This window comes from Mesobacillus sp. AQ2, assembly GCF_030122805.1.
Taxonomy (GTDB): Bacteria; Bacillota; Bacilli; order Bacillales; family Cytobacillaceae; genus Mesobacillus; species Mesobacillus oceanisediminis_A.
Genome location: NZ_CP126080.1, coordinates 3960637 through 3975488, shown reverse-complemented (window position 1 = coordinate 3975488; position 14852 = coordinate 3960637). Strand labels below are relative to the sequence as shown.

The window sequence follows — 14852 nt, the reverse complement described above, 5'->3', positions numbered from 1 at the left end:
TTAAAAAATACTCCTTATTGATCTTCTTTAGATTTGGAAGCTCAATAGGAGTATTTTGTTTGGTTGAAATCAAGTTTATTCTATGATTCCATGTCCGACAATTTCTACAACGACTTTTGGAGTTATGACCACGTTTGGATATTCCTTTATCCAATCCACATGCTTCCAATAGTCGGGGTATTGCGCAATCAGTCTTCTGCCAATCCCTAAACTATCACTATTTGCTTCCTGAAGAGTTTTAATAGTGGCTGCTGCATCATTGGTCAGCATCTCAGATAGTTTATTGTTCAATTTTGTAATTTCCTGCTTATTGTATAAATGGTTCTTAACGTAGTCGGTGATATCAATTTTTAACTTTAAATGTATATTCGCAATAGCCCGATTGTTCTTCACTTTTACCTCTAATGTTTCCTTTGCTTTTTTTACGGTAAAAGAAACAAAATGTGGCGGCTTGAAACTTTCACCTTCAGATATTCTTTTTGTGAATTTTGGTGACTTTCCTGAATTGCCGTCAAGCAATAGGAAAATAACCGCCTCGTCCCCGGTAAGTACCCGACCAGTGAATTTCCTATCGTTAAATAAGGCGATACCCTCAACACTGGCGGCTTTCCTGTCTTCTGATGGACGAAGGAAAGGCAAAACGAAATCTTCTCCTGGATCAAACATCTCCGCGCAGATCGATTGAATGTTTTCGGCTGGAATGAGGGAAGCGATTTCCTGGCTCTCTAATAAATCATAGAAATATGAACTGGCCTTCTCCTCTTCAATATTTATTCGCAGCAAATCCTTACCCATCCCCTCGGCTACGACTACTTTGGCGCTTAGAGCACTCTTGGGATCCCGATAGAATAAATCAAGTACAGAATAGATATCCTTTTTTGCGAGCTCATTCCCTATGATTAACACCCTTAGTTTGGATGCATCAAAGACCTTTTCCGATTTTCTGTCTATGTCCGCCCGTGCCTCTCTTGGTGTATTTCCGAGGCCAGAACTGATGGTATATCCGCTGACCCCTCCTCCCTCTTGATTCTTTTTTATGATTGGGGAAGTAAGCTCATCGAGTATTTTTCCGTCAGGAGTCAAATCGAAGCTGGCCGCCATGAATAATTTTACATCCTTCAATAAATGCTGATCCCAGCAGGCACTAAGCAACAGAAGGGTGACAATAGCAAGAATGCCTGTTTTAAGAATTCGGGTCATTGGCCTTACCTCCATGCTCGGATTTTTTGAACAGGAATGAAACGGTGAGTAAAAAGGCAGGGAAAAGGATGAAAATAAAACCGGCCTTCGGGATATTGCTACTCATGATATCTAAATATTTGATGTCAATTTCAGGTAAAAAAGAAAAGCCATAAATGATAAGCGCCATACAATACACAAGTTTCCGTCGATCCCTTTTATAAAAAATTTTAGCGGCTGAGTCAGCGGCCAGAAACAGGTAACTGCAGAAAGAAGTGAATACAAGGAATATCCAGATTGACAGAAATAGTAAATCCGTTCGTTCAATGAGTTTGAACGTATAAGATTTTAAGATATACAAAAGCGGTTCTGGCAATATTTTTATTTCAGCCGGGCTGAAGTAAATGAAACTGATGATAACCACATAGGCATAAAGTATGGTACTGAACAGGTTAGCAAAAGATACTGCCTTGAATTTTTGAAGTGTCGTTCCTGATACCATTGGAAAAGTGAGAAGGATGATTTCAAACCCCAGCATGGAAAGGATCGCGTCTTTACTGCCAATGACAATATCTTTGATGCCAGCCTGTCCTATCGGTAACATATAATAAATGTTCGCATCCTTCAACGTGTAGGAAACAAGCAGCAAGAGCAAAAGGATAAGCGGTGTGACCAATGTGTAAAAACGGGCCAGGACTTTCAATCCGCCAACACTTAAATAGATTCCGGACAGCAAAAGCAAACCGCCGATTACCCAATTTGGAGTATAGGGAAGGATCCAGCGATCGATAATTCTGACATAGAGCACAAGAATCAGACTCCCGACACTGATGAAATATAGCATATAGAAAAGAGAAATTAGTTTACCAATCTTCCTGCCTAACACAAACGCTGAAATATCAAGGATGTTTTTAGACTTGAATTTTTTAAAAAGCATGAAATACATTAATAAGACCCCTTGAAGCAAAAGGCCGGCCAGAAGTATCGAAATCCATCCATCTGACTGCGCAGATTTATGCATTTCATATGGGAGAGACAGGGCACCTACACCCAACTGTGTCTGGATGATCAAAAAGAAAAATTGCTGATGGGTAATCGTATCTTTATCTCGGTTCATTTGTTTTCCATCCTCTAGAGTCCCGCTGTCTCTTGGTGTTTACCGCATGTGAATTGCGCGGACGCTCATCCATTTTCCAAAGAGGCATTCTCAAAAATGTGTCCTTAAGATCCTTGACCTGCAATGGAGCCAATGGCGAAAAATATGGCACTCCGAAAGATTCGAGCTTGCACAGTTTAATGAAGACGAATATCAGGCCAAAAGTCAGTCCCACGAAACCTAATATTGAAGCCGCAACCATTAGGGGAAACCTGATCAGCCGGACGGTCGTACTCATTTCATTGGAAGGGACGACAAACGCAGATATCGCAGTGACAGCGACGATGACAATCATGATATTAGAAATCAATCCTGCGCTTACAACGGCATCACCAATGACAAGACCTCCAACAATTCCGATGGTTTGTCCAATCGGTCTCGGAAGCCTGATCCCAGCTTCCCTGATCAATTCAATCGTTATCTCCATGAAGAAAGCCTCCAAAAGCGGAGGATATGGGATTCCTTCTACAGATCCCTTTAATGGGAGAATTAACTCATGAGGGATGACTTCAAGGTGAAAAGCAATAATCGCAATGTAAAAGGCCGGCAATGTGATGGCGATAAGAAAGCTGACATACCTGAGCAATCGGATGAATGACGAAGGAATCCACCGGCTGTTATAATCATCCGAAGACTGATAGAATGCAAAAAAAGTAATTGGCAATATCAAGGCTGTCGGACTGCCATCACCAATGATGGTGATCCTGCCTTCCATCAGATTCGCGATCACCCTGTCCGGCCTCTCGGTGTTGATGAGCTGTGGAAACAAAGAGAATGGATCATCCTCAATGAACTCCTCTATATAGCCTGGACTTAAAACCATGTCAGTCGAAATATAGGAAAGCCTTCTTTCAACTTCATCAACGATTTTCTGGTCAGCAATCCCTTTCATAAAAATGACAGCTACTTTGGTTTTTGTCTTATCGCCTAACTCATGGTAGTTAACCGTGAATTCTGGATTTTTAATTCTAAGCCTTAGCTGGCTGATATTTGTTTCAAGTTTTTCAACGAAGCCATCATGTGCGCCGCGAACCACTGCTTCATTTATCGGTTCCTGTATGGCACGTTGGATATCCTTAGGGAATGTGAATAACCAGGCTTCGTCCCGTTCGCATATGAACAAAACATATCCACCGCTGAGGATGCCGCTGATCATTTCCTCTTGTGTATTCACCGGTGCACCATTTAACGACTTAAGCTCAGCGGGTGTAATCTTCGAATCTTCCATCAATAAAGGAATCAATAATAGTTCCTTGAATTTGTCGGGCGACACCATGGTTTCAAGGAAACAAAAACGCAATGTGCAATTTCCTCTTTTAAATTCAGACTCTTTAAAGTCTGCAGTCTGCTGAAAGATTGCTTTAAGTTTTTCATATCCACTGCAATGAACTTCTTTTTTCTCGCTAATGGATGCAGGAAGCCGGAACTTTTTCATCATCACACCACTTTTTTGCTTAATAGAAACTTTATTAATATATTCGTTAAAAATAGTTATCCCTTTTAAAACGTTTTATATGTAAAAGTTGATTGTGAATTTGCGATTATTTACTGTGTAGGGGTATGATAAAATATAATTAAAGATGTAAAAGGGGGTTTTTAGATGGACATTTTAGAGCCCGAAGTACACCCGGCTGAATGTGGTGACAGCTGCTGCTCTTCAGAGCGCAAAAGCCACCATTCTGAAAAAACGAAAAAGAATCTCGTCACGAGATTGAATCGGATAGAAGGACAAATACGCGGCATAAAAGGACTTATTGAAAGAGATACGTATTGTGATGACGTGATCACACAAATTTCTGCGACTCAGGCGGCATTGAACAGCGTGGCTAAGCTGCTGCTTGAAGGCCATATGAAATCATGTATCGTTGAACGGATTCAGGAAGGTGATAACGAAGTGATCGATGAACTGTTGACGACGATTGAGAAACTGATGAAAAAATAAAAGGTCATTTTGTTTTCTATTTATGAACATGTTCTGTATAATGTCACTAACTTAATATATTCCTTCGGGGTCGGGTGAAATTCCCAACCGGCGGTGATGAAGCATGTGCTTCTTAGTCCGTGACCCGGTTAACATTTGTTAAGCGGTGGATCTGGTGAAACTCCAGGGCCGACAGTTAAAGTCTGGATGGGAGAAGGAAAAAACGAGGATTAGAAACAAGGGAGCAGTATACCCTTTTTTTACCCTCTAGTTTGACATTGTCTTTTTTAGGACCCCGAAGCGCTTATGTTTCGGGGTCTTTTTATATTTTTTAAAAGAGGGAGGGATGAAAGTGAAGAATCAGGACTATATGGCCCTTGCCATCAATCTTGCAAAAGCAGCGGAAGGTCAGACCTCCCCGAACCCTCAGGTTGGCGCTGTGGTTGTAAAAGAAGGGCAGGTTGTTGGCATGGGCGCGCATTTGAAGGCAGGTGAGCCGCATGCCGAGGTCCATGCCATCCGGATGGCAGGAGAGAAAGCGGATGGGGCGAGTCTTTACGTGACACTTGAGCCGTGCAGCCATTTCGGGAAGACTCCGCCATGTTCGAATCTTGTCATAGAGTCGGGCATCAAAAAGGTGTTTGTGGCTTCGGTTGACCCTAACCCGCTCGTTGGCGGAGCAGGAATCAAAAAGATGCGTGAGTCGGGAATTGAGGTAGAGGTTGGATTATTGGAGGAAGAAGCTATTGCTCTTAATAAGGTGTTTTTTCATTACATAAGCACAGGGCTTCCATATGTAACCTTGAAGTCAGCCACAAGCCTTGATGGCAAAGTCGCAACAGTGACCGGGGAGAGTAAATGGATCACCGGGGAGGAAGCGCGTAAGGATGTCCATCACTTCCGCCATACACAGGATGCCATTCTGGTTGGTGTCAACACCGTCATAACAGATAACCCAAGCCTTACGACCAGACTTGAATCTGGCGGGAAAAATCCCATCCGGGTGATTCTGGATTCCACCCTCAGGACCCCTTTCGATTCAGGGGTGATCCATGATCAAGCAGCTAAGACAATCATCGTGACAGGAGCGGGTGCTGAGCCTGAAAGGGCAAAACAATTTGAAGAACAAGGCATCGAAATCATCAAGCTTGAGACTGAGAAAGTCGGAATTAAAGAAATGCTGGAAAAACTGGGGGAGCGCGGCATTACTTCACTGTATGTTGAAGGCGGTGCCGAAGTCCACGGCAGTTTTTTAAGGGAGAAGGCTTTTCAGCGGGTGATTACCTATATTGCACCAAAGCTGATCGGCGGCAGAAATGCCCCGTCAGCATACGGAGGCGAAGGCATTGCCCGTCTGGAGGAAACAGTTCCCTTGAAGGTCATTGATGTAAAGCAAATCGGCCAGGATATCCGGATCATTGCTGAGCCGGTCTAGAGGGAGGTTAATATGTTTACAGGGATTATTGAGGAAATCGGGACCGTTGCAAATATCCAGCACAGCGGGGAATCTTTTGTGCTGACAATTGACGCGAAAAAAGTCCTGACAGATGTCCATCTTGGTGACAGTATTGCTGTCAACGGAGTATGCCTCACTGTCACGTCTTTTACAGAAAACAGATTTTCGGTAGATGTGATGCCGGAGACGGTAAAAGCCTCGAGCCTTAAAACCGTCAGGAGAGGCTCAAAGGTGAACCTGGAAAGAGCGATGGCAGCCGGAGGCCGGTTCGGCGGGCATTTTGTTGCCGGCCATGTGGATGGAGTCGGGGTCATCAAAGGGAAAACCCAAGTTGAAAACGCAGTGTATTATGAAATCCAGCTTGATCCCGAATTGCTGAAATACGTAATCATGAAAGGCTCCGTCGCAGTTGATGGTACAAGCCTGACTGTTTTCGGGATATCGGAAGACAGCCTGACATTGTCGCTGATACCGCTGACACTTTCTGACACAGTGCTTGGCTTCAAGGATAAAGGCGATATCGTCAATATAGAATGTGACATGATCGGCAAATATGTAGGTCACTTCTTGAGTAACCAGGTTCCAGCAGCTTCAAAAAGAGGAAGTAATATTACAGCCCAATTCTTAGAGGATAACGGGTTTATGTGAGGGTGATGAAAATGTTTGATCCGATTGAAGAGGCTATATATGAACTCATGCAAGGCAAAGTAGTCATCGTTTGTGATGATGAGGACAGGGAGAATGAAGGGGATTTTATCGCGCTGGCTGAGAAGGCAACGCCGGATGTCATCAACTTCATGGCGACGCATGGCCGGGGTTTGATCTGTGTTCCAATTGAAACAGAACTGGCACAAAGCCTTGACCTGATACCGATGGTTTCTCGCAACACTGATCCGCATGGTACTGCCTTTACCGTTAGTATCGACCATAAGTTCTCTACAACAGGGATTTCTGCGTTTGAGCGCTCGGCAACAGTACTCAGCATGCTTGATCCAGAGTCTAAGGCTGCCGATTTTAAACGTCCGGGCCACGTCTTTCCGCTTGTCGCCAAAAAAGGCGGCGTGTTAAGACGGGCTGGCCATACGGAGGCAGCGGTTGATCTGGCAAAAATGTGCGGCGCCAAGCCGGCTGGCGTTATTTGTGAAATCATGAATGAAGACGGCACCATGGCACGAGTGCCGCAGCTTCGCAAGATTGCTGACCAGTTCGATTTAAAAATGATCACCATCAAGGATCTTATTCAATACCGCAACCGTAAGGACAATCTGATTCAAAGAGAGGTTGAAATCAATCTCCCGACTGAATTCGGGATGTTCAAGGCTGTCGGTTATTCGAACGTCGTGGATGACAAGGAACATATTGCCCTTGTGAAAGGTGACATTGACCCGGATGAGCCGGTATTGGTCAGGGTCCACTCTGAGTGCCTGACCGGAGATGTATTCGGTTCGTACCGCTGTGACTGCGGGCCGCAGCTGCATGCCGCATTAACACAGATAAACGAAGAGGGGCGCGGCGTCCTTTTGTATTTGCGCCAGGAAGGCAGGGGCATTGGCCTGATGAATAAGCTGCGGGCCTATAAGCTGCAGGAAGAGGGCTACGATACTGTAGAGGCCAATGAAAAACTCGGCTTCGGTGCTGACCTTCGCGAATACGGGATCGGAGCACAGATTTTAAAAGACCTTGGCATCAAGCAAATGAAACTGCTCACGAACAATCCGCGGAAAATAAGAGGACTTAAGGGTTATGGCCTTGAAGTCGTCGACCGGGTGCCTATCCAGATGCCAGCAAGGGAAGAAAACGAAAACTACTTAAAAACAAAATATAGTAAATTAGGTCATTTACTAAAATTTTAAATCGGAAAAAAACTAAATAACATCTATAAATGGAGGAATAGTCATGAATAGAACTTTTGAAGGTAATTTAGTAGGAACGGGTCTTAAAATCGGAATCGTTGTTGGCCGATTCAACGAGTTCATTACAAGCAAGCTTTTGGGCGGTGCACAGGATGCACTGAAGAGACATGGTGTGGACGAAAGCAATGTCGATGTTGCCTGGGTTCCTGGTGCATTCGAAATTCCATTGGTAGCGCAAAAAATGGCAAAGAGCAATAAATATGATGCAGTCATCACTTTAGGAACCGTCATCCGGGGCTCCACTCCGCATTTTGACTATGTTTGCAATGAAGCTGCCAAAGGGGTATCAGCCGCGGCGATGAACTCAGGAGTCCCTGTCATCTTCGGTGTCCTGACGACCGATACAATCGAGCAGGCAATTGAACGCGCCGGAACGAAAGCAGGCAATAAAGGCTGGGACGCAGCGGCTTCGGCAATCGAAATGGCAAATTTGATGAAAAATATTGAAATGTAATCTTTTAAAGAAGCTGCAGGCTACCATGTCTGCAGCTTTTTTATGTGGCCACGACTAGCAAAGTCTTCCCAAACTTTTAAAATCCTCGCCTTAGTTTGTTAATAATTTGTTCATAATTTCTGGTTATGATGAAAACAAGTTAACAAACGAGGAGGAAATACCATGAAAGAGTTTGAGCAGCAATCCCGTTATGATGAATCGGAACCAGTCAACGAGCAGGAATCCCGGTACCATGAACCGGAACCGGTCAAGGAGCAGCAATCCAAGTATCATGAATCGGTAGCGGTCAAGGAGCAGGGATCCCGCTACCATGAATCGAAATCGGTCAACGAGCAGGAGTCCCGGTACCATGAACCCAAACCGGCCAATGATCAGCAACCCCGGTACCCTGTATCGGAACCGGTCAAAAAGTCCAATAAGTTCAAAAGCATTTTATCAACTGTCATGGCTGGAGTGGTCGGTTCGGCTATAACGCTTGCGGCTGTTAATTTTACCGAAACAGATGCTGGGCAAAAGGAGCAGGCCCAGACGGAAACAGCAGCAGAAAGCAGTTCAAATATTGTGACGACCCCTACATCTGCAAAAAGCTCAGGATCGATTGCCGATATCATTGAGGATTCCTCTAAATCGATTGTCGGTATCACCAATATTCAGCAGCAAAGCAATCCTTTTTCCCGCAGCCAGGGCAATGTTGAAACCGGTTCTGGTTCTGGGGTGATTTTCAAGAAAGAAGGGAATAATGCCTTTATCGTTACGAATAACCATGTCATTGAGGGTGCATCCAAGGTGGAGGTTTCCCTGTATAATGGCGAGAAGGTTGATGCGCAAGTGGTCGGAGCAGACGCGTTAACTGATTTGGCGGTTATTAAAATCGAGGCAGCCAAGGCGGCGGATGTCATCGAATTCGGTGATTCTTCAGCCTTAAGACCTGGCGACCAGGTACTGGCCATCGGAAACCCGCTCGGCCTGGACTTATCACGGACTGTCACTCAAGGAATCGTCAGTGCGGTTGACCGGTCCATCTCAGTGCCGACTTCTGCCGGGGAATGGGAAATGAATGTCATCCAGACCGACGCAGCAATTAACCCGGGGAACAGCGGCGGCGCATTGATCAATACAGATGGAAAAGTAATTGGAATCAATAGTTTAAAAATCTCGCAAAATGGAGTGGAAGGCCTTGGCTTTGCGATTCCGAGCCAGGAGGCACTGCCAATCGTCAACCAGCTGATTGAAACAGGAAAAGTTGAACGCCCTTATTTAGGTGTAAGTCTTGCTGATTTGGAGCAGATCCCTGAAATGTATCTCAAAAATCTGCCAGACAATGTGGACTCCGGTACGATGGTTACCAGCGTCGATCCAAATTCCGCAGCAGCCAAAGCAGGCCTTCAGGAACAAGATATCATCGTCGGCATCAATGATGCACAAGTGAAAAGTGCGAGTGACCTAAGGAGATATATGTATACCAAGCTTAAAAAGGGTGACAGTGCACAGGTGAAAATTTACCGTGACGGCAAACAGCAAACTTTGAAAGTTGTGTTGTCTGCTTCAAGTGTTGAATAATGGAGGGAAATAATGATTGCTTATATGAAAAAGAATAAATTGATGCTGACTTTTGCCGTAATTACCTTAGCACTTCTCTTGATTTTTGCGACAGCTTTTTCAAAAACAGAGACAGCAGCGAGCGTCAACGGTGAAAAAATCACAAAGGATGAATTGAACACAAAATTAACTGAGATGTATGGCGCCGATACTTTGGATTCACTGATCACCAATAAAGTGATTGAAATGGAAGCTGATAAGCAAAAGGTAAAAGTAACGGGAAATGAAATAGATGAAGAGCTGACAAAACTCCAAGACTCTTATGGCGGTGAAGAAGCTTTTGCAGCGGCACTTGAACAGAACAAAGTGTCAATCGACAGGATCAGGGAGGACATTCAAATGTATCTCCTTGCTGAAAAAATGATTAAACCTTCTATCAAAGTGACGGAAGAAGAAATGAAAACATACTTCGAGGAAAATAAAGAAAGTTTTGATCAAAAAGAACAAGTAAAAGCAAGCCATATCTTAGTCGAAGATGAGGCAACGGCAAAGAAAGTCAAGAAAGAGCTGGACAGTGGCAAAGACTTTGCTGAATTAGCCAAAGAATATTCCACGGATGCAAGCAATGCAGCTAAAGGAGGAGACCTCGGCTATTTCGGAAAGGGAGAGATGGCGAAAGAATTCGAGGAAGCAGCCTTCGGAATGAAAGTGGGGGAAGTCAGTGCCCCGATAAAAACAGACTTTGGCTACCATATCATTAAAGTTGCCGATAAAAAAGCGGCAAAGACGGCGGTATTCGAGGATCATAAGAAAGAAATCAAGGAATCTTTATTCGACCAAAAAATCCAGACTGAATATCCAAACTGGCTTGAAAAGAAAAAGGCAGATTACAAAATTAAAAGAAATCTATAGTTTTGAAGGAACCTCTGCAGCTTTGCAGGGGTTTTTGTATTTTATTCTTGCAGAAGGAGTTTCTTATACGATAAAATGTTTACTTAAGGAAACTTTTTAGGGTAAATGCATATATTGTTAGGGTAAAGGGATTCTTGCATCTTGAAAGTTTACCAAAGGAAACATTTTAGTGTAAGACTATTTTTCGAACTGTTGAATGGATTCATTCAGGTAACAGACATAGACGATGAATTCCCGTTGGGTCAGCACAAATATCGATTTTAAAAGGAGAATATCAATGACAGAGGAGATTTTATCTGCTTTCGGTTTGACATTATTTGCAGGCCTTGCCACAGGAATTGGCAGTGTCCTTGCTTTTTTTACATCACGGACGAATACAAAATTCCTTTCGCTGGCTCTTGGATTTTCAGCCGGGGTCATGATCTATGTATCGATGATTGAAATCTTTGTCAAAGCCAAGGATGCTCTCGTTTCGGCGATGGGCGTGCAATTGGGAAACTGGGCGACCGTGGGAGGTTTTTTCGCCGGAATAGTATTGATTGCCTTAATAGATAAGTTCATACCGAAACAGGGAAATCCCCATGAACTGAAGAAAGTCGAGGATATGAACATCTCCAAGAAACCAGCCAACGACGCAGCTTTATTGAAAATGGGTACATTCACTGCGCTTGCGATTGGAATTCACAATTTTCCGGAGGGAATTGCAACCTTCACCTCAGCAATCCAGGATCCCGCATTAGGTGTTGCCATTGCGATTGCCATTGCCATCCATAACATTCCGGAGGGAATCGCCGTTTCCGTGCCAGTCTATTTCGCGACCGGAGATAAAAAGAAAGCTTTCAAGCTATCATTTTTGTCCGGGTTATCAGAGCCGATCGGCGCACTGGCGGCTTACCTGTTCCTGATGCCTTTCCTGAACGATATCATGTTCGGCGTCATTTTTGCCGCGGTTGCCGGAATCATGGTCTTCATTTCACTTGATGAACTGTTGCCCGCCGCGAAAAAATACGATGAATCACACCTCGCGATTTATGGGTTGGTAGCCGGTATGGCGGTCATGGCTGTGAGTTTGTTGTTGTTTATATAAATTTGCAAGGGGATAATTTACTATTATTTTCCATTTGGAAAGAGTGGCTTGTAGCAAAAAGGCCACTCTTTTTAGTTCTTTCGATATTGGGAAAATTCAAAAATAGAACTTTGTGCATGAGACTTTTGTGTAAACGTGTATTTTTACCTGATTCGAAAGTCTCAAAAATGAATAGTTTAGCATATTGTTGTTATCAGAATATTTTAAATATAATAGATTTTGTAAAACCAGCAACACCATAAAATGCAGAGGAGTGGTTAGATGAAAAGAAGGAAAGCACTTGGAGCGGCACTACTAAGCATGACAATGGGCTTATCTTTATTCACGGCCGGGGCATTTGGCCAGGCACCAGAGGCACAGGATTCATACCGGGTATTAGTTCAGGGTCCTGCAGCTGAAAAGGCTAAGGCAAAAGATCAATACGGTACCAGATGGGATTTTGGGGCGAATGGTTTTACAACAACGGTTAATGCCAAGCAATACCAGGCACTTTTGAAAAATAAGAATCTAAAAGTAGAGACAGTTCAACAATTGCAGCTGGAAGCGAAGCCTGGCGCTGTGGCGCAAGCGTCACCTTCCGATCGGACTCCATGGGGAATGGAAGCAATCTATAATGATAGTAATCTTCAGGCTACATCTGGCGGCAATGGAATTAAGGTTGCAGTACTGGATACAGGAGTTAATATTAACCATAGTGATTTAACTGGAAGTGCAGAACAATGTAAGGATTTCACCAACCGAAGGACTGCCCTCGTGGATGGTTCTTGTACGGATAAGAACGGGCATGGTACCCATGTTGCCGGTACAGTACTTGCCCACGGTGGAACTGGCCTGGGAATTTACGGGGTAGCGCCTGAAGCAGACCTTTGGGCTTATAAGGTTCTGAATGACCAGGGCTCAGGCTATTCCGATGATATCGCAGGTGCGATTCAGCATGCTGCAGATCAAGCAGTCAGTACAAATTCAAAAGTTGTCATTTCGATGTCACTTGGATCCAGCAGCAAGAGCACACTAATTGCAGACGCTGTTGACTATGCATATGGAAAAGGTGTCCTGGTTGTTGCAGCAGCTGGAAACAGCGGCCCTAATGCAGATACAATCGGCTATCCGGGTGCCCTTGTTAACGCAGTTGCAGTCGCCGCACTTGAAAATGTCCAGGAAAACGGTACATACCGTGTCGCTGACTTCTCATCCCGCGGAAACCCTGCTACAGATGGTGACTTTGTCATCCAGGAGCGCGATGTAGAAGTTTCTGCTCCAGGAAGAGCAATTGAATCCACATGGTTTGATGGAACGTATAACACAATCAGCGGAACATCAATGGCGACTCCGCACGTTTCCGGATTGGCTGCGAAAATCTGGGCTGCTAACCCAAGCATGACTCACAAACAGCTTCGCGCTGAACTGCAGAACCGTGCCAAAGCGAATGATATCCTTGGTGGATCAGGTGCAGCATCAGGTGATGACTATGCATCAGGATTTGGATTCCCGCGTGTGAAGTAAATATATTGTGAAAAAACCGCTTAATCAGTGAGTTGATTGAGCGGTTTTTTTGTGTAAATTGGAAGAAAATGCCCGGAATTTCCAGTTCGCCAATAAAATTAGATTTTCGCCAATAAATTAGTGGATTTCGTCAATAAAAAAATATTTTCGCCAATAAAATTTGAAAATCGCCAATAAAGTTGTGAAAACCGCCAATAAAATGATTCAAGCATGAAAAAGCGCCTGACATTGTATTGAAAATCAGTCTAAATCATGCCTCTTCATACGAAAAAAACGATATCGCAGGGACAATTTTTATTTATATAGCTAGTTTCTGATTAATATAGCGACTTTTTTATTTATATAGCGACTTTCCGATTAATATAGCGACTTTTTCATTTATATAGCGAAAAATTCATTTTTATAGCGAATTGGAAATTATCCGCGACTTTTTCCAGCCAGCTGTATTACTTTATGACACGTTTTTAAAACTTCCTCTTACTATAAAAGTTCTCTGTAAAATAAGGTTCATGCTTCGGGCCGAATGCGACGCCGACGCCTAGCAGCTTGAAGTCTGGTTTCAGGATATTCTCACGGTGCCCGAGTGAGTTCATCAAGCCTTCATGGGCGAAGATGCTGCTGAATTGGCCGTATGCGAGATTTTCCCCGGCGACGGAAAAGGCAATATCGTCTTCAGCCATTCTGTCAAAAGGCGACTGGCCTTCGGGATTCGTGTGGCTGAAATATGAGTTTTCCGCCATATCGGCACTGTGCTTGCGGGCCGTCACCCTGACCGGATCGTCCCATGTCAGGATGCCTAAACCATGAACGACCCTGGATGCATTCGTCAAATCGAACAACTGGTATTCAAAACCTTCCTTCAACGCATCACTCGCTTCCGTATAAAACCCTGCCTTACTTTGTTCCAGCTTTTCGCTGATAATCTGGATGGCTGTTACGGTATTATTCCTGTGTTTATCATAAAAAACAGTCACATAGCTGTCATCGATATTGTACACGTCATAGTCCTGATCCTTCTGGAACTGGTAATAGACAAGCCCTTTCCTGATTTCACCCAGTGGTTCCCCAAGTGTCTGGCGGACGGTTTCTTTTGGAACTCCATATTTGATGTCATTATTGGCCGCAATCAGGTCCTGGTTTGTAAACAGAGCATTCACTGTTCCGTCATTGCTGTAGGAAACCATGGTGAAGTTTTGAAAATTTTCATGATAGGCATGCCACTCTGTTCCGTACTCATTCACGGAAACCCGTTTCGGAGCGCCGAGCTGTTTTTCAACTTCTCCCTTTACATCACCAACTCCAATATTGTGGATTGTGAATGTTACCTCAGAAGGTGTTGCCAGCTCTGGCTTAGATACTTCAGGCAAAATCTTCTCATCCTGTGTCAGTTCTTCTTTTTTCTCATTAACCTGCCAGATCAGCTGATTAATTCCACTATTGAGTTTCTCCAGCGCAGAAGCAAACTCCGGGTTTTCCTTTAGATTCTCTATTTCGTTTTTTATAGTCTCTTTATTTTCAGTAAGATATGGCCAAGAAAAATAAGCCAAAGCCCCGATAATCAGAAGCGAAAATAATCGTCTCAAAGCCAATCGTCACCATCCTTTATTCCTTATCCCCAATATACCCATTAATCCATAATTAAAAAGCATAACGGCAAAGGGAAATGGGAAACTTAATTAATTCTAACTGATCAGAATGACCTATTTGTGAATAATTTCACAAAATGTTCATA

13 protein-coding genes and 1 riboswitch are annotated in these 14852 nt (G+C 43.8%); of the genes, 9 read left to right on the top strand and 4 right to left on the bottom strand.

Translation table 11 applies throughout. From position 1 onward, the window contains the following. Window positions 1-75 precede the first annotated feature (75 nt). The 3 genes from QNH36_RS19995 to QNH36_RS19985 are packed head-to-tail and all read right to left on the bottom strand — an operon-like array spanning window position 76 to window position 3773. Window positions 76-1200, bottom strand: a complete 1125-nt coding sequence (locus QNH36_RS19995) for a Ger(x)C family spore germination protein (RefSeq protein WP_283904048.1) — start codon at window positions 1198-1200, stop codon at window positions 76-78. Next, entirely contained in the window at window positions 1184-2296 is a 1113-nt protein-coding gene (locus tag QNH36_RS19990) for a GerAB/ArcD/ProY family transporter (protein WP_144478775.1), read from the bottom strand. Before QNH36_RS19990 ends, QNH36_RS19995 begins: the two co-directional genes overlap by 17 nt. Then, the gene (locus tag QNH36_RS19985) at window positions 2283-3773 is read right to left on the bottom strand and encodes a spore germination protein (protein WP_251544375.1); all 1491 of its coding nucleotides are present in this window, start codon (window positions 3771-3773) and stop codon (window positions 2283-2285) included. Before QNH36_RS19985 ends, QNH36_RS19990 begins: the two co-directional genes overlap by 14 nt. A 162-nt stretch (window positions 3774-3935) precedes the next feature. Between QNH36_RS19985 and QNH36_RS19980 the strand changes: the two genes are divergently transcribed. The 9 genes from QNH36_RS19980 to QNH36_RS19940 all read left to right on the top strand — a co-directional run bounded on the left by QNH36_RS19980 (window position 3936) and on the right by QNH36_RS19940 (window position 13120). Next, complete coding sequence (locus tag QNH36_RS19980) at window positions 3936-4277, top strand: metal-sensitive transcriptional regulator (RefSeq protein WP_144478777.1); 342 nt, start codon at window positions 3936-3938, stop codon at window positions 4275-4277. 56 nt (window positions 4278-4333) lie between these two features. Next, a riboswitch (FMN riboswitch) is annotated at window positions 4334-4479 on the top strand. Between the two features lie 129 nt (window positions 4480-4608). Beyond that, complete coding sequence (ribD, locus tag QNH36_RS19975; RefSeq protein ID WP_283904047.1) at window positions 4609-5691, top strand: bifunctional diaminohydroxyphosphoribosylaminopyrimidine deaminase/5-amino-6-(5-phosphoribosylamino)uracil reductase RibD; 1083 nt, start codon at window positions 4609-4611, stop codon at window positions 5689-5691. 12 nt (window positions 5692-5703) lie between these two features. After that, window positions 5704-6360, top strand: coding sequence for a riboflavin synthase (gene ribE, locus QNH36_RS19970; RefSeq protein WP_144478781.1), 657 nt, complete (start codon window positions 5704-5706; stop codon window positions 6358-6360). An 11-nt stretch (window positions 6361-6371) separates the two neighbouring features. Further along, entirely contained in the window at window positions 6372-7565 is a 1194-nt protein-coding gene (locus QNH36_RS19965; RefSeq protein ID WP_283904046.1) for a bifunctional 3,4-dihydroxy-2-butanone-4-phosphate synthase/GTP cyclohydrolase II, read from the top strand. Between the two features lie 43 nt (window positions 7566-7608). After that, window positions 7609-8079, top strand: a complete 471-nt coding sequence (gene ribH / locus QNH36_RS19960; RefSeq protein ID WP_144478785.1) for a 6,7-dimethyl-8-ribityllumazine synthase — start codon at window positions 7609-7611, stop codon at window positions 8077-8079. Window positions 8080-8241: 162 nt separating this feature from the next. Beyond that, window positions 8242-9639, top strand: a complete 1398-nt coding sequence (locus QNH36_RS19955) for a S1C family serine protease (protein WP_283904045.1) — start codon at window positions 8242-8244, stop codon at window positions 9637-9639. Between the two features lie 12 nt (window positions 9640-9651). Beyond that, on the top strand, window positions 9652-10530 hold the full coding sequence (locus QNH36_RS19950; protein WP_283904044.1) for a peptidylprolyl isomerase: 879 nt from the start codon (window positions 9652-9654) through the stop codon (window positions 10528-10530). Between the two features lie 277 nt (window positions 10531-10807). After that, window positions 10808-11617: a zinc transporter ZupT gene (gene zupT / locus QNH36_RS19945; RefSeq protein ID WP_283904043.1), complete on the top strand. Its 810-nt coding sequence runs from the start codon at window positions 10808-10810 to the stop codon at window positions 11615-11617. Window positions 11618-11878: 261 nt separating this feature from the next. Then, window positions 11879-13120: a S8 family peptidase gene (locus QNH36_RS19940; protein ID WP_144478791.1), complete on the top strand. Its 1242-nt coding sequence runs from the start codon at window positions 11879-11881 to the stop codon at window positions 13118-13120. 464 nt (window positions 13121-13584) lie between these two features. On the opposite strand, the gene QNH36_RS19935 is transcribed toward QNH36_RS19940, so the two are convergent. Beyond that, the gene (locus tag QNH36_RS19935) at window positions 13585-14709 is read right to left on the bottom strand and encodes a CAP domain-containing protein (protein ID WP_349654827.1); all 1125 of its coding nucleotides are present in this window, start codon (window positions 14707-14709) and stop codon (window positions 13585-13587) included. Between the last annotated feature and the right edge of the window lie 143 nt (window positions 14710-14852).